This window comes from Peribacillus sp. NPDC101481 (genome assembly GCF_044767165.1).
In the GTDB taxonomy this organism is placed as follows: Bacteria; Bacillota; Bacilli; order Bacillales; family DSM-1321; genus Peribacillus.
The window spans coordinates 134,174-158,251 of record NZ_JBIWNJ010000001.1; the positions used below are offsets into that span (position 1 = coordinate 134,174).

The following is a 24,078-nucleotide window of genomic DNA, read 5'->3' on the forward strand; positions in this document are numbered from 1 at the left end:
TTATCTGCTATTTTTCCCATTAGAGTACATTCGAAAACAATCTGGCAAATGATTCTTTTGAACGTTCCAGCAACCCCCGATTGTTATACCTAATAGGATCTAGTTTGTCACTATCCATCATATCCTCTTTGTAGTGAGTGATGAGATCTTCAATGGAACGGCTGCCCATTAGAAAGACATTCACTTCAAAATTCAGATGAAAACTCCTCATATCCATGTTTGCCGTGCCTATGGAAGCCATATCACCATCTACGATAATAAGTTTTTGATGTAGAAATCCTTTTTTATAAGTGTATACCTCTACACCGAATTGAAGCAGCTCCCCGAAATAGGAGCGACTGCCGTATTGGGTTAAAAACCCATCATTTACTGCCGGAACCATAAGCCTAACTTGTATCCCCTTAATTGCGGCATGTTTAATTGCTGCTTTAATCGCTTGATTTGGTACGAAGTATGGACTTGCAATCCAGATTGATTTTGTGGCGCTAGTAATAAGTGAATAGTAAAAATCACTCATGATTCCCTGTTGTGTATCAGGTCCGCTTGCCACCACCTGGACAGCTCCATCCCCTTGTTCCACTGTATTGTTTAATTCTGGACGCTCTTCTAATACATCTTCCCCACTGACATATTCCCAATCCAAAAGGAAAACAGTATGAAGCATATATACCGCTTCACCTTTAAGGACCATATGTGTATCTCTCCAAAATCCGATCGTTTTATTTCGCCCTAAGTATTCCTCTCCTACGTTTAAACCTCCAACAAAACCAACTTCCCCATCAATGATGATTATTTTCCGGTGATTCCTAAAATTAAACTTTTGATTAAAAAAACCATGTTTCAATGGTGAAAAGGGATAAGCCTTTATCCCTGCATTTTTCATCCGTTTAACTTCATTATTTGAAAGGCTTAAACTACCGGCAGCATCAAAAATGAATAAAACTTCAACACCATTTTTTGCTTTTTCAATAAGGATATCTATAATTTCAGTACCAAGCCTGTCGGAACGAAAAATATAATATTCTATATGAATGAACTTTTCAGCTTTTTTTAATTGTTTAATGATTTCGGTGAACGTTTCGTTACCATTTTTCAACACTTCCGTTTGCGATGATGTACTAATGGTGGTCTCAGATGCATTTTTGGCAAAAGCTGCGAATGATTGCTGATGGTTATTCAAGAACGATAGATTTGGCGATGATACATGTGTAACAAGACTCTTCCATTCTTCGCGATCTTTTTTCCTTTTACTTCGAAATAAATACCCTTTTAAATAGAGCTGACCTGAAAATAGATAAAACACATATCCAAATACCGGGAAAAACAAAAGTACATACATCCATAAAAGGGTCTCGTGTGCAAATCTATTTTCCAGCATGAGTGAAAACATGGTAATAAACATGACAAAAATATACAATCCAATAAAAAATAGCTTCACGTCGAAGCTAACATGAGTGAACAGGATCATATAAACTGCAGCAATCAAAATAAATAAAAATACAAATTCCATTCTTCTTCTTTTCATCGTTTCATTCTCCTACACAGCAATATTTTATATATCTAAACATATACCCATATTTGATGGTAAAAGAAACAAAACACTTACGAAAACAATATTCGTAAGTGTTTTTTGTGTATTACCTATCCAATTATCACTTCATGACAGGAATCAAACTTTCATATAGCTCAATATACTTTCTGGAAGATGATGTCCAACTGAAGTCTAACTTCATTGCACTTTCGGCCATTTTCCTCCATCTTTTCGGCTGGAATTTGTACAGGCCAACAGATTGCTCAATTGTATGAAGCATATCGTGTGCATTATAATTCGTAAAACTGAAGCCATTGCCTTCACCAGTAAATTGATTATACGGGATGACCGTATCACGAAGTCCGCCAGTTTCCCTCACTAAAGGCAGGGTACCATAACGGAGTGCCAATAGCTGGCCGATGCCACATGGTTCGAATTGGGACGGCATCAGGAATATATCAGAACCTGCATATATCTGTCTTGCTAACCCCTCATCAAAATATGTATTGACTGATACCTGATTTGGATATTGGTCAGCTAAATGGCGAAATGCCGATTCATATTGCTCTTCACCCGTACCTAAAAGGATGAATTGAACTCCTTGATTCATTATTTCATGAAAAACATGGAGAATAAGATCTATTCCTTTTTGATCAACAAGCCTGGTCACCATGGATAGAACCGGGACCCCATCATTGACAGGAAGATCCAGTGTTTCCTGTAGCTGACGTTTATTCTCCATTTTATCGTCATAGGAATCGAACGGAACTGCAAGATGTTCATCTGCCGCAGGATTATATTCCTCATAATCGATTCCGTTTATGATCCCTTTAAGGTCACCATTTCTTTTGCGTAAAAACCCATCAAGGTTTTCCCCAAAATAAGGACTCTGAATTTCTTCCGCATAACTTGGGCTTACAGTTGTGACTATGTTAGAGAATGCAAGGCCGGCTTTCAAATAACTGACATTCCCATGGAATTCAAGACCATCGATATTAAAATATAACTCACTCAAATCGAGTAATTCAGCTAAAACAGCTTTAGGATAAACTCCTTGATAGCGTAAATTATGTATGGTAAATATCGTTTTAATATCCTGATAGAATGGATGGTTATGATAATGAGCTTTCAGCAAAACGCTGACAAGGCCCGTTTGCCAATCATGACAGTGTATGACATCCGGTTTTACTTCTAAATAAGGTAAAGCCTCTAAAACTGCACGGGAAAAGAAGGCGAACCTTTCGCCATCATCAAAGAAACCATAACTGCCATGTCTTTTGAAATAATATTCATTATCCAGAAAATAATATGTAATTCCGTTAGCAACAAGTTTTTCGATGCCACAAAATTGCTGGCGCCAACCGACAGGAACTTCAATACTCGTCATATGTTCCAATTCCTGTTTGAATCGGTTAGGTAGATCCCCGTATTTAGGAAGGATGACACTTACATGGACTCCCTGTTTTTTCAGCGCTTTCGGGAGCGCGCCTATAACGTCTCCGAGCCCTCCCGTTTTTATAAAAGGGGCGCATTCTGAAGCAGCAAATACAACATTCATTGCCGCACCTCCTCTATTAAATTACTTCCGCTTTTTTTATTACAGTAGGCTGTTTTAAACCAATAACTGATTTTTCACTAGTAATTCTCACTTCTTTATCAGTTATGGTATTTTCAACGATAGCTCCTTCTTCAATCACGCCTTTTTGCATGATGATGCTATTTCTTATAATGGCACCCTTTTTCACCTTTACCCCACGGAAAAGTATACTGTTTTCCACAGTCCCTTCAATATCACACCCGTTGGCTATCAATGAATTGGTAACCTTCGAAGAACTTGAATATTTGGTTGGTGCCTCATGTTTGATTTTTGTATAAACATCCCAAGTATCCCCGAAGAAAGAACGGATTACCGAAGGATTCAGGAAATTCATATTACTGGAATGAAAGCTTTCAATGGAATGGATGAATGGCATATCTCCAGTAAAATTGTAGCCTTTGACGGTAAAACGATGAAGATTGGCTTTCACTGCGTCTTTCAAAAAGTCATATTCTCCACTGGCAACACAGCTTTTGATCAAGTTCACCAATAGAGTTTTACTTATGATGAATGTTTCCAGGCAAACATGGTCACCAGGTCTAGGGATGGTATAAAAGCTAATGTCAGTAATGTCTTCATCCGAATCTACCGAGCAGGTGTGATAGATTGGTTTCTCAATCAATTCCCCTACATAATCCTTATATACGACCGTGATATCCGCTTTATGTTTTTTGTGATAATCAAGCACTTCATTAAAATCCAATTTGCATACATGGCTTCCAGGGGAGATGATGACAGTATCTGCCTGTGCACGTTCGAAAAAGCTGAGATGATCATAAAATTGCTTCATATCGCCCGTTACCGTTTCATCCGGATGGATAGGGGGCAAGATATATAAGCCTCCTGACCGCCGATCCAAGTTCCATTCTTTACCTGAGCCAAGATGATCCATAACTGAAAGATACTTTTCTTTTGGAAAAACGGCTACTTTTGATACATCTGCATTAATGAGATTCGACATCGTAAAGTCAATCAAACGGTAGCGTCCGCCAAATGGCACAGATGCTACATTACGGTGAGCAGTCAGATCTTTTAAATGTTGTCTTTCATTGATTAAATTAATAATACCCAACACATTTTCCATAGCCATCTTCCCCTTTTTCTAGTTAAGAGTAATCTTTTTTTTGTTTGGATTGATAATGGTCTGATTTTCACCAATTAAGGTAATATCTGATGTAACCGCTGAATTGCCAACTACGGCACCATCTTCAATAACACAATTGCTGGCTATGATGCTTCTTTCTATATGAACATTTTCACCAATCGTAACATTAGGCATGATGACTGAATCTTTTATGGTTGACCCATAGCCCACCTGTACATTATAGGATAAAACCGAATGTTCAATGTTCCCATGAATCATGCACCCTTCATTGATGAGCGACTGACTGACCTTGGCATCCGGTGATATATATTGCGGCGGGTGATTTGCATTTCGGGCAAAAATTTTCCATTGCTGATCATCCAACTGGAAATTTGGCGTATCCTCCAATAAGTCCATATGGGCCTGCCAAAGGCTTTCGACCGTTCCAACATCTTTCCAATAATCATTAAAACGATAGGCATATAGCTTTTTTCGGTCTTCAAGCATCTTTGGAATGATGTTGCTGCCGAAATCGTTGGAAGAATTTTTATCTTTTTCATCATTTATTAAATACCGTCTTAAGGTTTTCCAATTGAAAAGGTAAACTCCCATGGAAGCAAGATTACTCTTTGGATACTTTGGTTTTTCATCGAATTGAGTGACTTTATCATCATCATTGGTATTCATGATTCCGAAACGACTTGCTTCCTGCCACGGTACTTGAATGACAGCTATGGTCGCCTCGGCATTTTTTTCGATGTGATAATCCAGCATCTTACTGTAATCCATCTTGTAAATATGGTCACCAGAAAGAATCAATACATGTTCCGGATCATAGTTATCAATGTATTGGATATTTTGATAAACAGCATTTGCCGTCCCTTTATACCATTCACCGCCTTCTTTCCCTTGATAAGGAGGAAGTACGGAAACTCCGCCAACATCAAGATCAAGGTCCCAAACTTTCCCATTACCAACATAATCATTTAGAATCAATGGCTGGTATTGGGTTAGTACCCCAACCGTATCAATACCAGAATGAGTGCAGTTACTTAATGGAAAATCGATGATTCTATATTTACCGCCAAAGGGAACAGCTGGTTTTGCCAAACCGATTGTCAATTCACCTAACCTTGAACCCTGGCCTCCTGCCAATAACATTGCTATCCATTTTTTTGCTCCCATTATTCGTTCACTCTCCCCCGTCTTTTTTTTGTTTGCTTCATAAAAATAGAAATGCCTAATGGAGGTACAGTTATTTCCATGCTGTATGGTTGATTATGGTATGGTTCCTTTTTGACATTAATGGGTTCTTCATTGATTTGACCCGATCCTCCGAAAGCGGCTGAATCACTGCTGAAAACCTCTATATATTTGCCTTGGGATGGTACACCTATTAGATATTGAGCATGAGCCTGCGCAGAAAAATTACAGACAACGATGCAATAATCGCCTTTCCGTTTACCTTTTCTCATAAAGGTAATGACACTCTGATTACTATTGTTCGGATCTATCCATTCAAAACCCTCCGGGACATGATCCAATCTCCATAGTGAGGAAGTTTGCCGATAAAAATCCTGGAGAGTTCGGAAATAATGGGCCAGCTTGTCGTGTGATTCATATTCCAAAAGCAGCCAATCCAATTGTTCCTCATCTTTCCATTCTATGAATTGGCCAAATTCACTGCCCATAAATAGAAGCTTCTTGCCAGGATGCGTCATGAAATACCCAAAGAGTAACCGTAAATTTGCGAATTTCTGCCAGTAGTCACCTGGCATCTTATTCAGTAATGACTTCTTGCCATGAACCACTTCATCATGTGAAAAGGGCAAGACGAAATTTTCTGAAAAAGCATAGAAAAATGAAAATGTTAAGAGGTTATGATGATATGGCCTTTCATGTGTTTCAAGTTTCATATAACGAAGGATATCATTAGTCCATCCCATATTCCATTTGTAATTAAAGCCCAGTCCGCCTATATCGGTAGGAGAAGTTATGAGCGGCCGGTCTGTTGCTTCTTCAGCCATCATTAATGCATTTGGATATTTTTTGAAAACCACTTCGTTAAGTTTTTGTAAAAATTGTATGGCTTCCAGGTTTTCCTCACCGCCAAACTGGTTTTTCAGCTTGACCGGCAATGGATTATCATGATTTAAATAAACCATTGACGAAACCGCATCGACACGAACCCCATCAATATGGTATACATCCATCCAAAACATTACATTTGATATAAGGAAACTGACTACTTCCGGTTTGGTAAAGTCAAAATTGTATGTCCCCCATAACGGGCGATCTGCTCTAGTATGATCAATTGGTTCATAGAGAGGCGTACCATCGAAACGGGAAAGTCCATGCGCATCTTTACAAAAATGGGCGGGAACCCAGTCAAGGATTACTCCTATGCCCTTTTGGTGACAAAGGTTAATTAGATATTTAAAATCTTCCGGTGAACCGTAACGGCTGGTTACGGAATAATAGCCCGTGACCTGATATCCCCACGATTTATCAAATGGGTGTTCCATTATGGCCATGATTTCAATATGTGTAAAACTATTATCAATCACATAATCAACTAATCTATCAGCCAATTCACGGTACGAATAAAATTCGCCATCTTCTTTTTGTTTCCATGTTCCGGGGTGCACTTCATAAATGGACATGGGCTTATGATAAATATTTTCCTTTTTCCTATCGGCTATCCACTTCGAATCTTGCCATTCAAAATTATCCAGCCTTTTAATGACCGAGGCTGTATTTGGTCTGACTTCCGAATAAAAGGCATATGGATCGGCTTTTAGGATACGTTTATTTCCAGGTGTATGTATTTCGTATTTATAGAGTTCCCCTTCTTGTAGTCCTGGTACGAACAACACCCAGATACCTGAACGCTCGATCCGTTTCATCGCATGGTCTTTTCCGTCCCAATTATTAAAATTACCGACAACTGAAACTTGCTTGGCATGGGGGGCCCAAACGGTGAAGCGTACTCCTTCAATACCTAATGATGTTACAATGTGTGCCCCAAGCATTTTATAGCTTTCATAAAGGGTGCCTTCATGAAACAAATATAAATCGAAATCGCTTGGATAATTCTCTTGCAGCTGGTCCATAATTGTACTCAATAAAACCCCTCCATCAGTATTAACTCGATAGTATTTTACCCATCCTTCCCCAGTTATTATATATATTCGGTAAAAATGGTATTAATCCTTCAAATGGAGGTGAATATATTGTAATAAATGCCCGTTTTTTTAATAAATAAAACATCTTTTCGCGAAAAATAGCCATTTATTGTAAAAATATTATTATTTCAATAAAAGCTCTCCCCATTTTTGGGAAGAGCTTTATGTTATCATGTATGAATTCTTCATTTTATTTGTTCAGTTCGAATCATCTGAGTCTTCGTCAAGAATAAATAGGATAATGAGACTGACCATGCCAAAGGAGTATTCCTGTTTGGTATATTACTGCCTCCTATATATAACTCAGGAACTTCCCAATTTTCTGGAATGATCATTTTCGTTTTATCTATATATTCCTTAACTTTGTTCATCATGCCAAGTTCAAGGTAGCATAATCCCAGCCACGGAAGCCCGAAACACCATTCCGCTTCTTGACCGTCATTGTAATAAAGGTCATTCTCATATCTAATGCAACCTTTTGTTCTTTCTAGGCGCCCTGTGACATTCTTCAATATTTTAAGTGCTATTTCACGGTCTACCAGACGATAAGGATAAATTAAGGATAAAAGGGCTAAATCCGTCTCTTTTGAATAACTTTCCCTTGGAAGCAGGAAACGAAGAGCTTCTTCTCCCTTTTTAATGAGTCCTTCCTTGACGTTGACCAGCATTTTGACTGAATTCAAACCGGCAACACATGCCCCTATGCTTGAAGCATGGATTTCGATATTCTCTTCCCACATCCCGTTATCTTCCGCTTGCCAATATTGCAGGCATTCCAAGTAACTGACCAACTTTTGAACGATCTTTAAATCACGTTGATTTCTTATCACCTTTTTCCCATGCCTATATCCTTCACCGACACCCCATAAAAAGGCACCTATCGCATCATTTTGGGCATGGCCCCACTCATCTGGCAGTTCTTTAAGCTCAGTGGAATACCGTGCATGGATATGTTCAAATAGAAATTGGGGTTTCTGTTCCGTATGAATATCTATCTTCCACTCATAGGATTGAAATAAGTCGAATAAAGCATGATATGCTTTCTCGTACCGATTGGACGGATCATTTATAAAAGGTATTACTGTATAAACGACATCCCTTATCCAGACATAATTATAATCATCGGAAACACTTGCAGTATATGCGCCATTAGGAAGCCGCATGCGATCAAGAACCTCTAGGGCACCATTTACATTCATTAATTGAACACCTCCATAGTTATTTGCTTATTCCCATTGTTGACAGACTCCCATTTTCTAAACGTTGGTTGTTTCATTTTTCAATTAAAAGCGCTTTCAATTCAGCTAGCCATAACGACTTTTTCAGAAGTTCATTCACCACAGTTTATGTAATCACTGCCGTTTTTGATAATCAAGCTTCCAATGTTCAATAAAAAAGCGTCATTTGCCTACCCGTAATGAAGTTGCCGTTATGAAATATGTTCTTTGGAAAATAAAAAACCAGTAATGGCAATCCATTACTGGTTATATCGGCCTATCATTCAAATGTTTAGTAGTTATTAAAAGAATAATCGTATCATCAATGAAAGCATGCCAATCATTACCTTACTCCATAGACTTCTCGTAAACATGGCAACCAGGAAAGCTGGTAAAAGCTGAAGCCAATTTTAAAGCATTACCCTTAATTTAAAAAACCTGTTCCGATAATAGAAGTTCTTGAACCAATGACGCCTCCATTACGGCCACCGTACATGCTTTAGCCAATCTATGCCCTTGGAATCTGCATATTACTAATCAGCATCAAATGAACGATTCTAGGTATGAAAGTCACAATTGAAGCCCCAAGGATATACCTGCTTATTTCCATCTGTCAATCACCATCCCCTATCGCTGAAGCTATAACCGTTGCAACTATGACGCCAGTACTGCCAGGAAAGAAGAAACCCTAATGCAACAACGATTAATATGCTGCCAAAAAACGACTGCAAGATCTATAAAAAAGTCTTTTTTCACTCAATATTCAAAACTAAGAAGACCGGTAAACATGGCTGTCAGGGCAGAAACCGCTTTTGCTAGTGACCAATTTATATAGGCTTCAAGATTGTGACCAAGCATAATAAAATCAAACCGTTTCCTCTTCTGTGCCGTTGTGGCCGCCAACTCCAAATGTTTCATCCGTTAGTAAGGCTCCAGTTATCAGTTTTTGTTTTCCAACCTTGCTGCCTGAATTAAGGAGCTAATGCAGCAATAGATGACGACTGTTAACAAAAATATACGTAAAAATCATGGCCGAGACCGGATGACTTGAGGCCATAATCCATGCCGCCATGAATTGTCCAGACCCTGCATAGAGTAAAAGCGACATTAGTGCCACTTCAATCATACTTAATCATGACTTTCTTTCGCGACCCCTTCAGCAAAACCGATACTTAGGTATACAATCCTTTACTCCTTGCCAAAAGCCTTCCCCATCATCGGAAAAGTCATCGTTTTTCCAATCCACCCTTATATTAATAAGTGCCTTTAATTGCTTTTCAGCTTGCCAAGCAGAATTGGCAACTCACTATATATTTCGATGATCTCATCTATCGGCATTCTAACTAAGCCGCTGGAAGAAGGGGCAACGAATTCCATGGATTGATTCGATGAAGGTTCTTCTTGCAGCCCCCAAGAGATTTTTCGTAATTGACGGTATTCCTGATAAACACCCTTGCCTACAAAACAGACAAGTCTAGGTTCATACCTTTCAATTTTCCTTTTTAATTGCTGCCTTCCTATTATGTACTCTTCTTTAGTGATATCTTCCGCTCCTTTTGTAGGCCTGGAAACGATATTGGTAAAACCATAACCTAAATCCAGTAATGACGAGTCTTCGGTTGGAGCATATTTCCTTGGTGTCAGCCCGGACTCGAAGAGGATTTTCCAAAAGCGGTTGTTTGGATTCGCATAATGATGGCCAGTCTCGCCTGAACGGATGCTTGGATTGAAACCTACGAACAAAACATCCAAATTTTCCCTTAAATGATCAGAGATGCCTTCCATTTTAAAACTCCTTTTCAAATTCATATTTAATCATTGTACAAAACTGAAAAATAATTAACTACCTTTTCCGACATTTTCACAACATATATCCAAAATTTAAACACGTTTCTTGTAGAATGTGGGATGATTGTTTCAAATTAATAACTCTAATATTGATGACATATGATTCCGCTTTTAAATTACAAGCATTTTACACGTTCAAAAAGAAACAGCCACCTTATAGATGGCTGCTTCTTCATATATCTTATTGTGCGTGACTAACGCGAACAAAGCTTATTTCACTTAGTGGAATGGTTATGATATCAAGATTGCCTTCATAACCTGGAGAGGTTTCTGTTAATTGACAAATATCATCTGTTACTTCAAATAACACTCCCTCGAATAAATCACTGCTCGTTGCCACTTCGACCGTGTTCCCAATGTAATGTTTTAATTGTACATAAAAAATACTAGCTAACAATGCATTCTCCTCCTTATATAGGCTCTCTAACAGAATTGATGGAATTGAACGGAACAAATACTACAGTTCCCGCAGCTTCAGTAATTACGATATAATTAGTTTGAATTGAACTCAATATTCCCGTTACCGGGGCAAAATCAGTTGAAGCCGTTACCGTTCTTCCTAGTAATGCTGCTAAAGCACCTCTTAAATCAATGAATGGATCTCCTGAAGTGCCAGGTGTTCCTGGTCTTGGTTTACCATTTTCAACAAGCCATTTATAGTAGAGATAGTCGTAACTATTCTTTTTACATGGCTTCTCACTTTGCTTCTCACTTTGATTCTCACTTTGCTTCTCACTTTGCTTCTCAGTGCTCATTATTTTACCACCTTTATATTGTCTATTTTATTACCTTCGTCATGGTTCTCTTCTTTTTTCCTTCATCCCCATGCTCTCATTTCTTTACCTTCGCCTTTTTGAAACGGTCCCCCCTTCTTATCTTTCATGCAGCACTGAACTCGTTGTCGATCGATAATGTGAATCCTGGTATGGTTCAAACCGAAAATGAATTTTCGACCTTGCTAATATTTTTGCCTTGATTCGATTTCCCCTGAATTCATTGATCCACCAGATACATTTGATTCCTTTGAGGATCTTGACAATTTGCTGCTGCTTCTATATCGCTTCAAAAGTAGTATATTGATGACTGATGTTTTCGGCTTGGACTAATCAACCTTTTTTTAAATTACTTTACTTTTTTTTGAAGGTTTTACGAAATCATGTCCATTTCTCTAATGAATGAATATGATACGGTTGAGGTGATAACTATGACGAACAAACAAAAAAAGGATTACATAGGCATTGTAATCCCTTCATGTCACAAAAAGTCTGCATTAAAAGCAGAACGTATGGAACAAGCAAAATCCCCTTTTTTCAATTGTTCACTTCCTATTAATAAAGGTTTTTCTGAAGCGGACGATACTAATTGTTGTGCATCAATAAATGAGCCAGGTTCCCATATTAAATTGTTACTTTCACCATTAAATTCAAATAAAATTCATCATCATACAGTTACTGGATCTGATGAATTTTCCCAAAGAGGTAAGGCAGCATGAAATCAATAAGAGTCCTGATGGTGTTAGATACAATGGATGTAAGCGGAACGGAAACGCATGTATTGAGTCTTGTGAAGGAATTACAATCTAAAGGAATATATACAGCAGTTGTTACTGGAAAAGGCAGCATGATTAGCCGGTTACGAGAAACGGGATGTAAAGTTCACCAAATGAATTTCCCTAAAACATTAACGATTAACTCGAATGAGGAATCTCCATTATTGAATAGCTTGGTAGAATTGTTACGAAAAGAACAGATTACACTAGTGCACGGGCACCAAATTATATCCGGCTACCTCTCTGCAAAGGCAGCTAAGCTCTACAATATTCCCTTCGTCTTCACCCTGCATGGGACATACTTCCAGAAATCGGATATAAAAAGTGTGTTACAGTTTACAGATGCTGCGGTTGCAGTTAGTGAACCGGTAAAAGAACATATTCAGCCATTTTTCCCTAAGAATATTTCAGTCATTGCAAATGGAATTGATACAGCCGATTTTTCCCCTTCCCTTTCATTGGAATTAAGAAAAAAAATGAATATTCCCCTTGATGCAAAAGTAATTCTATACTGCAGCAGGATAACACGGCATAAAGCAAAAATCTGCATGCTTTTAATCAAAGCTTGCAGGGATTTAAAATTAAAGGATATCCCCAACCTTCATGTAATCATCATCGGTAACGGCAGCCAGCTCAAGGACATTAAGAATGTTGCTGCGAGCATCCAATCTTTATATAAAGAAGAGTTCATTCATTTCACTGGGGAACAAAAGAATGTGAGAGACTATTATGCACTTGCAGACTATGTTGTAGGTACAGGCAGGGTTGCTTTGGAGGCTATGGCATGTGAAAGACCCGTTATTTCATGTGGAAATCTAGGGTATTTTGGGGAAGTGAATAAGAAAAACTTTCAACAAGCCTGGGAATGCTACTTTGGGGATCACGCTGCAAAACAGACTTGCAGCCAAGCCATTCTTTATCGGGACTTACGCAACCTTCATCAATCAAACGCCGGGGTTCAAACAGGCAGGGATTTAAGGAAATTGGTATTGAAACAATTCGATAGTAAAAAAAATATATTACCGCTAATTGAATTATATGAAAGTACAATTCAATCATTTGAACAGCAGCAGGCCATAAATTAATGGTTCTGCTGCTATTCAATCTCTCACGATGGCCATCAAGGGTTCTATTAATTCTTTATTAGGGGAATAAACTACATAGAAATTGGAGGCATAGATCTCTCGATTAATAACAGCCAATAAATGATTCTAGAAAATGAATGAATCTATTAAATAGAGTTTAGAACCTTATAAAAATTTAAAGGCGCTCCCATTTAACAAATGGCTTAACTCGTAGGTATTTATGTACCTACGAGTTTTTATGTTACGTATCGCAAATTCGATTCTATCAAACTCGGGGTTCAGGAAACATTCTGCCGTTGTTCGATATGATCATGTTTTCTCGCATTGGACATCTTATTGATGGTAAGAAGTATTCCAGAAAGCCATATAATCACGATGCCGGTATAAATATATATGTGTGCTTCAATCGGAATCCATGTAGCTAATAATGTTCGTACATTAATCAAGATAATGAAACCACCGACTAAAACACCCATTAATTGAGCAGGAAGCATCCGGACTAACCAGGCTGCAATTGGTGCAGCAACCACCCCGCCAATTATCAACGCTACGACCCAAAGCCAATTGACTGCTTCCCATCCAAGCGAAATGATAAAACCAAGACTTCCGAAGAAAGCAATGGCAAATTCACTCGTATCAACTGTCCCTACGGCTTTTCTCGCTGTCATTCCTTTTTTTGACAATAAAACAGGCGTTGCAATAGGTCCCCAACCGCCTCCGCCTGTTGCATCACAAAAGCCTGCAAAAAGGCCTAACGGAATGGATTGTTTTGCGGTCAATGGCCTTACGGTTTCAGTGTCCTTTGACGGTTTAAAAATGAATAAAAAGCGGAATAAAACGTACACACCAAGGCCAAATAAAAATATGGCAATATACGGTTTAGCTAATTCGGCTGGCAGGTTGCTCAGGAAACATGCACCTACAAATGCACCAACTGAACCTGGAATGATCAAGCGATAGACCATATTTTTATCCACGTTCCCAAACTTTATATGTGAAGCTCCGGAAACTGCTGTGGTCACTACTTCCGATAAATGTACGGATGCTGATGCTACTGCAGGGGCAATTCCGAATGTCAACAATAAGGAGGTGGAACTCACTCCATACCCCATTCCAAGCGAACCATCGATTAATTGGGCTAAAAACCCGATAAAGGCTAAAACGATTAACTTTTTCATGACATTCCCCTTTTTCAACTAAAATAGAACCTAGATAACATCGACCACCGTTTGCCTGTATAGATCAGTTTGATCTTTAAGACACAAAGAGGCACCTAACCAAAATGAAATAACATGTTGGTTAGGTGCCTTCAGTTTTTCTGATCAGCCCATGATTTTTTTATTCAGCTTCTACTGGCATAAGCCTAGCTAAGAAACGATATCTTTCTTTTAGGGAATATTTATAAATATCCTCTATTGAATCTTTCAATAACTTAGATTTTTCTTCTTTTGAAAAGGAACCACTTTTAATGATCATCCTTGCTTCGAAAAGGAATTCAAGATAATCTTCATAAGATTCATCATATACTTTACCTAGGTCATTCCGAATTTTTTTAGCGAGAGTTGGACTTGCTCCATTGGTAGAAACACTAATGGAAAGCATGCCTCTTTTCAATGTGGCCGGTATATGAAAGTTACCCAGCTCATGATTGCTGATTACGTTCACCAGCTGACTTTGGGATGCATTCTCGTACACTCGTTCATTAACTTCCGTAGAATTCGTTGCAACAATGATTAAAAACGCATCTTTATAGTCAGTTTCTTCCACTTCTTTAAGTAAGACTCGAATCTTACCTTCTTTCTCCAACAGTCGAAAATCCGTGCATATCTCGGGGCTTACGACGGTCACTTCGGCACCAGCTTCCAATAAGGGGCCCGCTTTAAAGTAACCTATTTTACCACCGCCGATGATGACACACTTTCTGTTCTCAATATTAAGCGTAATTGGATACATAGGCTCCCTCCCCACTCACTTCTTGAATTCGTTCAGATATTGCTTGTTCGATCTTTGGATGATAACCTAGATATCGGCAAAGAATGATTTTTTGCTTCCCCTTTTTTTGGAGCTTTTTTATACTATTTTCAATCGACTGCATTAAGAGACCGGTAAACAATAGGTAAGGAATGATAAATACTTGGTTTGATCGAGATTCCCCTGCTAATTCCAATGCTTCTCCAAAGCTTGGAGTGGCAGCTGTCAAATAACATTCTTGCACTCGGATTTTAGGAAACCTGTTCCTTAGCAAATCGGCCAATCGAGACAAATCCCTTTTCACGTCGGGATCACTGCTGCCCCTTCCAACCAATAAAACCAAGGAATCCTCCGTAACACTTACATTTGTTTCCTCCAACCGTTCCACTAAAATGTCAACCATTTTATCACTGACACCAATCGGTCTTCCATATTTCAATTCAACGGCAGGGTACCGTTCTTTCATTATGTTCAGGATGACCGGAATATCATGTTTTGCATGTACAGCCGTTAGCAATAGAACTGGAATGGCAATGATTCTCGTCGCACCTTTTTGTACGCATCGGTCGTAGGCCTCTTCTATCGTAGGAGTTTCCAATTCCAGGAAGCAATACTCCTGAATGGAATTCGGCTGTGCTTGCATACAAACTTTAATAAAATCAATGGCTTGGGCTGAAGCTTCTTTAACGCGGCTTCCATGGCAAATATATAAAATGGCTTCCATTAAAAGGCCTCATTCGCCAACAAATTTTCGGTTTGTTTTCCTTCAAACCATTTGATTTTTTCCCGTAAATTAACGACATCGCCCACGACTATCATGCAAGGATTGGAAATCTGTTCGTTATTGGCGGTTTCCACTACATTAGCCAACGTACTGACAGCTGTTCTTTGTGTTTTTAATGTCCCCCAATGGATAAGGGCTACCGGAGTCTCTGGATTTTTTCCATGCTCCAAAAGTTTCCCTTGAATATAGGGCAGGTTTTTAACACCCATGTAAATGGCTAATGTATCGATTCCTTTTGCAAGGGATTCCCATTTGATATTATCCTCTTCATCCTTTTTCCGATGGCCGGTAACAATTGCAAAAGATGAAGCGTGGTCCCTGTGTGTAACTGGGATTCCCGCATAAGCTGTAGCGGCGATTCCAGCAGTAATTCCTGGAACGATTTCAAAGCTCACGCCACTTTTGGCAAGGGCTTCCGCTTCCTCCCCGCCTCTCCCAAAGACGAATGGATCTCCGCCTTTCAAACGGGTGACCACTTTTCCCTTTTTTGCATATTTGACCAGGAACCGATTGATGGTATCCTGCTGCAATAAATGATAATCCGGCAGTTTACCGCAATTAATCAGCTCTACACCATCTTTTGCATGATTCAAAAGTTCTTTATTGACAAGTCGATCATATAAAATGACATCAGCTTCTTGAATGCATTTTAATCCTTTTAATGTAATTAAATCTGGATCTCCGGGACCGGCTCCTACTAGATATACTTTCCCCATTTATGCAACCTGCCTTCCCTTAGAGAATCGTTTCGAATTCCGATAAAACGAAACCTGCTCCATTTTTAATTTTCCTTTTTTCATATAATGAGATGTCATCCACTTCAGGCATTTTCAAAAAATGTTTTTCCAGCTCGATATCAACAAGGTCAAACGCCTTTTCATCCGAATCGGCAACAATGATGACATGGATTGGTTTTTCCTTGATAGTGACTTCGAAACGGTATAGATTCATGGATTGCTTACCTTCCCCTATTAAACGGCCACTTCCGTTAATATATCATCTAGCTTACTTTGTAACTGGGATATCCCTACCCTTTCCACAAAATCAAGAAAGGTTTCGGATAGAAGTTTTGTTTGTTTGAAAAATAGGATCAGTTCTTTCAGAACATGATAGAGCTGTTCAGCTTCCACTTTCCCTTTAAGTTTTTCATTGAACTTACCGCCTTCATTCAGCGTTCCCCCGACGTATATCTCAAAAGCTTCGACCATCTTTTTATCCTGGTTTTTCATTTTTATGCCTTGCAGTCCAATTTCGGCGATGGCTCTTTGACCACAATTATTCGGACAACCCACCATATGCATCCTTACAGGAACATCGAGATCTATTTCCTTGTCCAATGATTCAGAAATGGTCCTCATTCGTTCTTTTGTTTCAACGAGTGCCAGGTTGCAATACTCGATGCCTGTACAAGAAACGGAATAACCAATGAATTTTTTTGGGTGGTATGGAAATCTTTCAAAGATGGATTCCTGTTTTATTTCCTCAAGTTTTGCATCCGGCACATTTGGAATGATAAGATTTTGAGAATTACAGTTGCGGATTTCACCATTTCCATATTTCTTCGCAAGTTCGGCAAACTCAATCACTTCGTCTGGATTTAGTCGACCAACTGGTATATTGACTCCAACATAGTTCAGACCATCTTGTTTTTGTTTATGGATGCCGTAGAAATAACCTGCATTCCATTCCTTCACCGCACTTTCACCCTTTTCAGGAAGCGGACCGGTGTACTCCAGCAATTTTTCCTTGAATTGTTCAGGACCCCAATCAGCTACAAGGAATTTCAAACGCGAGCGATGACGTTTTTCACGGTACCCAAAGTCACGGAATATCGTCGTGATGGCGGCCGCTACTTCGACTGTTTTTTCAGGTAAAATGAATAAGTCAAGTTCTTCTGCCAGCATCGGAACGGAGGATAGTCCACCGCCTACTTTTACGTGAAAACCAACTTCCGTTACTCCATCAATTACTTTAGTAGCCGGATTGAATGAAACACAGTTGATTTCAGCATTTGAAGCATTATGGATATTAGCACTTATGGACATTTTATATTTCCTCGGAAGGTTTGAATAGTCTTCGTTAAGACGGAAATACTCAAATACATCATAAAGTACCTCGCGTGTATCAAAAAGTTCGTCAGGATCGATGCCTGCCAATGCATTACCGATGATATTACGTGTGATATCACCACATGCACCGGCCGTAGTCATTCCGACCTTTTCCAAACGGTTTAATATATCCGGGACTTGTTCGATGGTCAGCCAGTGGAATTGAACGGCTTGACGGGTTGTAATGTCATATACACCCCTCCCATAATCTTTAGCGATGTTAGCAAGAGTTATCTGTTGATCATAGGTCAGGATACCTCCGGGAATAACGACACGCATCATCCAGTAACCTGCTTCTTTTGGCCGTTGCAGGTATAGACCTGCCCACTTGAACATATCCCAATTCTCTTTAGGGATGGAATCAAAACCATTTACAGCGTAATGTGGAATGTCATCGAATATCTTCAATCCATCTTTTTCCAATTTCCAGATTTCCGTTTTATTTTTAGCGATTAGTGGATTTTCCGACCAAAATTTCTCGTAAACCATTACATTTCCTCCTTGATTAGATCGCTTTCTTTGCTGTCAAATAGCCGATTACCTGTTCAACGCACTCTTCAATGCTGTATTGGTCGGATTCTAAAGTGATTTCCGGTTGTTCAGGTTCTTCGTATGGAGAGTCGATTCCGGTAAAATCTTTAATGATTCCTTTACGCGCCTTGTCATAAAGACCTTTTGGATCACGCACTTCGCACTCTTCGATCGGACACTTTATGTATACTTCAATAAACTCCCCTTCATCGAGTAAATCACGTACAATCTGCCGATCTGCCCTGAAAGGTGATATGAAGGCGGTCAATACGAACTGCCCACTATCCACGAATAACTTGGAAACCTCACCGATTCGTCTAATATTCTCGGTTCGATCTTCTTCAGAAAAACCTAAATCTTTATTTAATCCGTGGCGGATATTATCACCATCCAAAACATAACTTCGAATATTCCGATTATATAACTCTTTAGCGACCGCGTTCGCAATCGTTGATTTTCCGGAGCCCGAGAGACCAGTGAACCATAGAACTGTGCTTTCATGGCCGTTTTGCTTCCGGCGGAGCTCCTTGGTCAATGACGTTTCATGCCAAGTGACATTCGTACTTTTACTCATTAATAATCCCCCTCTTCATGTGGTCCTTCAATTTATGTCCGATCAGTTATAAACTTCATTCTTTTTTAGACCTTCGATCAATACCTCGATGACTTCTTTACGGCTAAAGGTAGCTGGAGGAATTTCTCCGTTACGCAGCATTTCCCTTACTTTCGTTCCAGACAGGATGACATGGTCTTCCTTGCCATGAGGACAAGTTTTAGCGGAAGCCATATTGCCACATTCTTTACAATAAAAACTATGTTCAAAGAATAATAGCGTGATCCCTAACTCATCTGCGTTGAAATTCCCAAAGATTTTTTGAGCATCATATGTGCCATAATAATCGCCCACACCCGCATGATCACGTCCGACGATAAAATGGGTGCAACCATAATTTTTACGGACCATGGCATGGAAAATGGCTTCTCTAGGTCCTGCATAACGCATGGCAGCAGGGAAAACTGCAAGGGAGACGCGATCCTTAGGATAATATTTTTCAAGCAGCACTTTATAGCTTTCCATTCTTACATCTGCCGGAATGTCATCTGATTTAGTGGCACCTACGAGAGGATTTAAGAATAAGCCGTCGACAATCTCCAATGCTGTCTTTTGAATGTATTCATGTGCACGGTGAACAGGGTTCCTGGTTTGGAAGCCGACAACCGTTTCCCAGCCCTTTTCAGCAAAAGCTTTCCTTGTCTCGACCGGGTCCAAATAATTAGCTTGAAACTGCGGACGCTCTATTCTCTTGATCAACTTTATTTCCCCGCCGGCATATACATCACCGCGGTTATATAAATTTTTCACTCCTGGATGCTTCTCATCATCCGTTTGATAAACTAATGTCGCTTCCAATTGCTTATCTGGTGTGTATATATCGGAAACGGAGAGAACCCCGTATGTTTCACCTTCATGAGTCAACGTTACTTCTTCACCTATAGTAAGGGTTTCGGCAGTTTCTTCGGTCAAAGGCAGCGTAATCGGGATGCTCCATACATGACCGCTGCTAAGCCTCATATCCTTGACCACTGTCTCATAGTCACTTTTTGTAAAGAATCCTTTAATTGGACTGTAGGCACCAGTGCCTATCAATTCAAGATCACTTAAAGCAATTTCATCGATTTCGATCGACTTTGTTATTTTACTAATATCATAATTTGGTTCCCAAAGATCGATTAGTGTTCCTCCGTGCGGTAAACTGATTGTCATGCTAATTTCCCCCTATGGTTTCTATTTATTTAAGATAAATGCAATCCGCATTCCGTTTTTTGAGCTCCTTGCCAACGGCCAGAGCGTAAATCATCTGCATTGAAGGCTGGTGCTGTACATGTTTTACATCCAATGCTCGGATATCCATTATCATGCAGGATATTATATGGAAGTCCGTTTTTATGGGCATAGCGCCAAACATCTTTCCATGTCCAATGTATGAGTGGACATATTTTAACTGACTTGAACTTATTATCCTTATTGATATACTCGGTCGAAGCCCTTGTCTCGGATTGCTCCCTCCGCAGTCCCGAAAGCCATGCTGTTGCCGTTGAAAGCACATCGGTAAGCGGAATGATTTTACGGATGTTACAGCACTTATTTGAATCTCTAACCCATAATTCATCCCCATATTCCGCTGCTTGTTCCTCAAGCGTCAAGGCAGGTTTCTTCATTTCTATCGAAAGCTTTGGATATCGCTTTTTCACTTGCTCGATCAATTGATAAGTTTCCTCAAAATGAACATCTGTATCAAGGAAAACTATTTTGGCAGAAGGATTGACCTTCGCCAATAAATCCGTAAGCACGATGCCTTCAATGCCAAAACTGCAAGCATAAATCAGTTCGTTTCCATAATGGTCATTCGCCCATTGCAGAACTTCCAAAGCACCTTTTGTCTCACTGTCTTCGGGAAATACAGGGAAATCCCCAGTGTTGAAATTTTCATAGTTTATTAATGCAGCCAACTTTGTAGCCCCCTCTAAAACTTGCTGTATCAGGTTAGAGTAACTGTTGATCAATACCCGTTGTAATCTTCTCCAGTTTATTTGACTCTAGGAAAAAAGAGACGAATCTAACCAATACTCTCTTTATATCAGTTAAACCCGCCTCTAGTTTTTCTAGTCAGCAGATACCTTATTTAATTCTTAATTTTTCATTTCTTTCCATTTGAATGATTTTACCATCCTGGACAATAAGTGTAATGGACCCATATTTCATAGAATTAAGCATTTCTTGAAGTCGTTCAAATATTTCTTCAAGCTGATTCTCTTTATCCAAGCCTGTTCCTCCTTTAAGAAAATCCGCGAATTTCTTATTTTCACCGCTGATCAAATGAATTTCTTAGATTTATATAATTCCAAACAACCTTACATTGTTATGGTTTGCCTACAACTTTCCAAAAAGCAAAAATCTTTCCATGATGGAAAGATCCCAAGGTAAATATCTTTACCTTATCTTCCAAAATGATCAACATTTTGTTGGAGGTAGCACCTTGCATCGACCATGCAGGTTGCTGGACTTCAAAGGGCCAATTCCCTCCGTCGCTCTGGATAAGTTTTATTATTTTAAATATTAACATATATTTAATCCTTGTCAATGGAGTTTTCTTATAAAATAACTTGGTTTAATATTATGGATGAACTGTTATTTTTATACACACTATTCCGATTATGATTTTATGTTCATGTAAATATGAAAATAGACTCGTCTTTTTAGATAAAGCCTCCAAAAAAATGAGTCTATTTTCATTAACAAGCCTATAATTGGCGCCTGTCATCTATCCGAAAAAATAATTTCTCGAATTCCAGTCCTTTTAAACGAAGGGATTACTCGAATTCATTAATTTCTTAACTGTATCGCTTCTACAAATTCTTGAACTTGACTCTGGACCCGATCAATTAAATGCAAATCATTTATCGGTTTTTCTGAATTCTGTTTATCTATTTCCTTATCAACAAAATAAATGCCCTGCAGCGGCTCGCCTTTTAATATTGAAATTAATGGTTTAAGTGCATAGTCAATCGCCAATAGATGCCTGTTACTTCCGCCAATCATGATTGGCAGTACTGGCTTACCCTTAAAAGCACCTTCTGGCAGCAAATCAATCAAGGCCTTCAATACACCTGTATAAGAAGCCTTATAAACCGGTGAACCAATAATGACACCTCTAGCTGCTTGAATTTTCTCTGAAAGCTTTAAGATATCTTCGCTATTATATTTGCCTTTGAATAAATCATCTGCTGAGAAATCCGTGATTGAGAAATAAGCTGTAGTAAATCCTTCGTTTTCGACTAATGATTGAATATGTTTTAGTGAAATGTCCGTTCTGGACGGAATAGCCGGACTTCCTGATAAAATTACGATATCGCTCATTTAATATACCCCTCCAATATTACATGATTGCCAGATAAAATCTTCGTAAAGCATTTCGTACAGTATGCATTTATCGTAATAGTCTGAAAAATATAAGTCAAATCTTACACTCTGGACATCTACTCTGAAGGAAAATAAAACGGTCATATTTGCGGCTTGATGCTAAAGCCCTTCAATATGACCGTTTCATTATGTATGTTTTTGTTTTCCATGAATACCATATACCAAAAGTTGAGCAATGCTCTTAATTCGTTCAGAAGTAAAATATGGCTCCTTTTTCTGCTGGTGGATCTCATAATGTGTAGATAATGCCAATGTGAATGAAATGATCCCTACATTAAATAGGATAATATCAGAGATATATTGTATCTCACCACTATCTATTCTCTTCTGTATTTCAATATGCCTGGCATTCGGCTTGAAAATCTGATCTACATATTGCTTCGAAATATCTTGATCGAATTGTGTTTCCCTGAATAGTATCGAAAATTGTTCTTTATTATCAAGAATTTTATTTATCATGGTGCAAACATGATTCTCCACTAGATCATCCGTGGATAGATGGCTAGTCCCATCTTCAGTTTCCTCTTTCTCATCAGGGGTAATTGTAGCTAATAGCAAATCTTTTTTGCTGTCAAAGTATTTGTAAATAGTAGCTTCGGAAACATTGCATGCAGAGGCAATTTCATTCGTTCTTGTCATGTCAAAACCTTTAGTGGCAAAAAGAGTCCGGGCTACATTTATGATTCGTTCTTTCGTTTGCTGCCCTTTTTTCAAAAATATCAACCTTCTTTTATGATGATAAGACCGGTGTCACCAATCTATTTAACATGATATCCCGATGGTATCAATCGGTCAATATTACCTTTGATTCATTAGAATTCAATATTCCCATATATCATAAATAGAAAACATCGTCTAAATTGGGACGAAGTTTTCTTTTACAGAAAATCACTTAAAGGATGCATAGCCATCATCGACCATGACTACACTTCCATTGATCGCATTGCTTCCTCTAACGATAATAGATAGACGGCATTTGCAACGGCTTCTGGCTTAATTAATTTACCGCGCATTTGACTTGCATTCAATTTATCGATGATTCCCATATCTTTATAGCCTTGAATGATAGGAGTGTCAACCCCGCCTGGCGCAATGCCCACTACCCGTATGCCATAAGCACCCAATTCCAAAGCGGCGGTCTGTGTCATAATTCTTACAGCTCCTTTAGTCGCCTGATAGGCAAAGGTTCCGTGGGAAGCTAAGTAGCCAAACACAGAAGCGGTATTAATAATGACCCCCTTGTTACCTAGCTCCTTCATTTTCCGTCCTGCTGCCATGATTCCAAAGGCAACTCCGTGCTGATTCACTCCAATCGTTTTGAAGTAACCCTCCATATCTTGATTGGGGATCATACCGCCTGCACCGATGCCGGCATTATTAAACATGATATCGATCCTTCCGAATCTTTCCGCTGCTTTTTTGATTAAGGATTCAACATCCTCCTGCTTAGAAACATCCGTTTTTACAAAAATGGCCTCTCCGCCATCCGCTGTTATCTGTTCAACGGTTTCCTGTCCCATTTCTTCATTAAAATCCGCAACAACGACCTTGTCCCCTTTTGCTGCGAATTTCAAACATGTGGCTCGGCCAATACCGCTTGCTCCTC

Annotated in this window: 25 protein-coding genes, 1 pseudogene and 1 riboswitch; of the genes and pseudogenes, 2 read left to right on the top strand and 24 right to left on the bottom strand. The window is 39.0% G+C overall.

Annotated elements, in window-relative coordinates:
- Window positions 1-19: 19 nt before the first annotated feature.
- The 11 genes from cls to ACIROD_RS00645 all read right to left on the bottom strand — a co-directional run bounded on the left by cls (window position 20) and on the right by ACIROD_RS00645 (window position 11,217).
- A complete protein-coding gene (gene cls / locus ACIROD_RS00595) occupies window positions 20-1,525 on the bottom strand; it encodes a cardiolipin synthase (RefSeq protein WP_402937128.1) in 1,506 nt (501 codons plus the stop codon).
- A 127-nt stretch (window positions 1,526-1,652) separates the two neighbouring features.
- Complete coding sequence (glgA, locus tag ACIROD_RS00600) at window positions 1,653-3,089, bottom strand: glycogen synthase GlgA (protein WP_402937130.1); 1,437 nt, start codon at window positions 3,087-3,089, stop codon at window positions 1,653-1,655.
- A gap of 16 nt (window positions 3,090-3,105) precedes the next feature.
- Window positions 3,106-4,212, bottom strand: a complete 1,107-nt coding sequence (gene glgD, locus ACIROD_RS00605; RefSeq protein WP_260357730.1) for a glucose-1-phosphate adenylyltransferase subunit GlgD — start codon at window positions 4,210-4,212, stop codon at window positions 3,106-3,108.
- Window positions 4,213-4,230: 18 nt separating this feature from the next.
- Window positions 4,231-5,397 carry a glucose-1-phosphate adenylyltransferase gene (locus ACIROD_RS00610; RefSeq protein WP_311735942.1) on the bottom strand — a complete coding sequence of 389 codons (1,167 nt, stop codon included), beginning with the start codon at window positions 5,395-5,397 and terminating at the stop codon, window positions 4,231-4,233.
- The gene (gene glgB / locus ACIROD_RS00615) at window positions 5,397-7,325 is read right to left on the bottom strand and encodes a 1,4-alpha-glucan branching protein GlgB (RefSeq protein ID WP_260357990.1); all 1,929 of its coding nucleotides are present in this window, start codon (window positions 7,323-7,325) and stop codon (window positions 5,397-5,399) included. The genes ACIROD_RS00610 and glgB overlap by 1 nt, the downstream gene beginning before the upstream one ends.
- Before the next feature lie 257 nt (window positions 7,326-7,582).
- Window positions 7,583-8,596, bottom strand: coding sequence for a glycoside hydrolase family 15 protein (locus tag ACIROD_RS00620; protein WP_260357731.1), 1,014 nt, complete (start codon window positions 8,594-8,596; stop codon window positions 7,583-7,585).
- Between the two features lie 774 nt (window positions 8,597-9,370).
- Window positions 9,371-9,532 (bottom strand): hypothetical protein, encoded by a 162-nt coding sequence (locus ACIROD_RS00625; RefSeq protein WP_402937134.1) that lies wholly within the window; start codon window positions 9,530-9,532, stop codon window positions 9,371-9,373.
- Between the two features lie 61 nt (window positions 9,533-9,593).
- On the bottom strand, window positions 9,594-9,740 hold the full coding sequence (locus ACIROD_RS00630) for an AzlC family ABC transporter permease (RefSeq protein ID WP_101225376.1): 147 nt from the start codon (window positions 9,738-9,740) through the stop codon (window positions 9,594-9,596).
- 140 nt (window positions 9,741-9,880) lie between these two features.
- A complete protein-coding gene (locus ACIROD_RS00635; protein ID WP_402937136.1) occupies window positions 9,881-10,399 on the bottom strand; it encodes a mismatch-specific DNA-glycosylase in 519 nt (172 codons plus the stop codon).
- Between the two features lie 244 nt (window positions 10,400-10,643).
- Window positions 10,644-10,859 carry an LSm family protein gene (locus ACIROD_RS00640; protein WP_101225378.1) on the bottom strand — a complete coding sequence of 72 codons (216 nt, stop codon included), beginning with the start codon at window positions 10,857-10,859 and terminating at the stop codon, window positions 10,644-10,646.
- A gap of 13 nt (window positions 10,860-10,872) precedes the next feature.
- Window positions 10,873-11,217, bottom strand: a complete 345-nt coding sequence (locus ACIROD_RS00645) for a hypothetical protein (RefSeq protein ID WP_402937139.1) — start codon at window positions 11,215-11,217, stop codon at window positions 10,873-10,875.
- Window positions 11,218-11,666: 449 nt separating this feature from the next.
- On the opposite strand from ACIROD_RS00645, the gene ACIROD_RS00650 reads away from it, so the two are divergent.
- Both ACIROD_RS00650 and ACIROD_RS00655 read left to right on the top strand, forming a co-directional pair.
- The gene (locus ACIROD_RS00650) at window positions 11,667-11,954 is read left to right on the top strand and encodes a hypothetical protein (protein WP_402937141.1); all 288 of its coding nucleotides are present in this window, start codon (window positions 11,667-11,669) and stop codon (window positions 11,952-11,954) included.
- Window positions 11,951-13,096, top strand: a complete 1,146-nt coding sequence (locus tag ACIROD_RS00655; RefSeq protein ID WP_402937143.1) for a glycosyltransferase — start codon at window positions 11,951-11,953, stop codon at window positions 13,094-13,096. The genes ACIROD_RS00650 and ACIROD_RS00655 overlap by 4 nt, the downstream gene beginning before the upstream one ends.
- 278 nt (window positions 13,097-13,374) lie before the next feature.
- Here ACIROD_RS00655 and ACIROD_RS00660 read toward each other — a convergent pair whose 3' ends face one another.
- The 13 genes and pseudogenes from ACIROD_RS00660 to ACIROD_RS00720 form a co-directional block, all read right to left on the bottom strand.
- Complete coding sequence (locus ACIROD_RS00660; RefSeq protein WP_260357738.1) at window positions 13,375-14,274, bottom strand: sulfite exporter TauE/SafE family protein; 900 nt, start codon at window positions 14,272-14,274, stop codon at window positions 13,375-13,377.
- A 160-nt stretch (window positions 14,275-14,434) separates the two neighbouring features.
- Window positions 14,435-15,049 (bottom strand): NAD(P)-binding protein, encoded by a 615-nt coding sequence (locus ACIROD_RS00665; protein WP_260357739.1) that lies wholly within the window; start codon window positions 15,047-15,049, stop codon window positions 14,435-14,437.
- Window positions 15,030-15,791, bottom strand: coding sequence for a sirohydrochlorin chelatase (locus ACIROD_RS00670; protein WP_260357740.1), 762 nt, complete (start codon window positions 15,789-15,791; stop codon window positions 15,030-15,032). Before ACIROD_RS00670 ends, ACIROD_RS00665 begins: the two co-directional genes overlap by 20 nt.
- Complete coding sequence (gene cobA / locus ACIROD_RS00675) at window positions 15,791-16,567, bottom strand: uroporphyrinogen-III C-methyltransferase (protein ID WP_402937146.1); 777 nt, start codon at window positions 16,565-16,567, stop codon at window positions 15,791-15,793. The genes ACIROD_RS00670 and cobA overlap by 1 nt, the downstream gene beginning before the upstream one ends.
- A gap of 19 nt (window positions 16,568-16,586) precedes the next feature.
- Entirely contained in the window at window positions 16,587-16,802 is a 216-nt protein-coding gene (locus tag ACIROD_RS00680; RefSeq protein ID WP_101225386.1) for a DUF3906 family protein, read from the bottom strand.
- Window positions 16,803-16,822: 20 nt separating this feature from the next.
- A complete protein-coding gene (locus ACIROD_RS00685) occupies window positions 16,823-18,448 on the bottom strand; it encodes a nitrite/sulfite reductase (RefSeq protein WP_402937149.1) in 1,626 nt (541 codons plus the stop codon).
- 16 nt (window positions 18,449-18,464) lie between these two features.
- Window positions 18,465-19,064, bottom strand: a complete 600-nt coding sequence (gene cysC / locus ACIROD_RS00690) for an adenylyl-sulfate kinase (RefSeq protein ID WP_230175904.1) — start codon at window positions 19,062-19,064, stop codon at window positions 18,465-18,467.
- Window positions 19,065-19,106: 42 nt separating this feature from the next.
- On the bottom strand, window positions 19,107-20,255 hold the full coding sequence (sat, locus tag ACIROD_RS00695; RefSeq protein ID WP_101225389.1) for a sulfate adenylyltransferase: 1,149 nt from the start codon (window positions 20,253-20,255) through the stop codon (window positions 19,107-19,109).
- A 29-nt stretch (window positions 20,256-20,284) separates the two neighbouring features.
- Complete coding sequence (locus ACIROD_RS00700) at window positions 20,285-20,989, bottom strand: phosphoadenylyl-sulfate reductase (RefSeq protein WP_397315072.1); 705 nt, start codon at window positions 20,987-20,989, stop codon at window positions 20,285-20,287.
- 181 nt (window positions 20,990-21,170) lie between these two features.
- On the bottom strand, window positions 21,171-21,314 hold the full coding sequence (locus tag ACIROD_RS00705) for a YezD family protein (RefSeq protein ID WP_072273036.1): 144 nt from the start codon (window positions 21,312-21,314) through the stop codon (window positions 21,171-21,173).
- Between the two features lie 170 nt (window positions 21,315-21,484).
- Window positions 21,485-21,593: riboswitch (SAM riboswitch) on the bottom strand.
- Window positions 21,594-21,875: 282 nt separating this feature from the next.
- Window positions 21,876-22,409: an NADPH-dependent FMN reductase gene (gene ssuE, locus ACIROD_RS00710; RefSeq protein WP_402937152.1), complete on the bottom strand. Its 534-nt coding sequence runs from the start codon at window positions 22,407-22,409 to the stop codon at window positions 21,876-21,878.
- 189 nt (window positions 22,410-22,598) lie between these two features.
- Window positions 22,599-23,186 carry a TetR/AcrR family transcriptional regulator gene (locus tag ACIROD_RS00715; RefSeq protein WP_101225392.1) on the bottom strand — a complete coding sequence of 196 codons (588 nt, stop codon included), beginning with the start codon at window positions 23,184-23,186 and terminating at the stop codon, window positions 22,599-22,601.
- A 174-nt stretch (window positions 23,187-23,360) separates the two neighbouring features.
- Window positions 23,361-24,046, bottom strand: a pseudogene (locus ACIROD_RS00720) (SDR family NAD(P)-dependent oxidoreductase).
- Window positions 24,047-24,078: the final 32 nt, after the last annotated feature.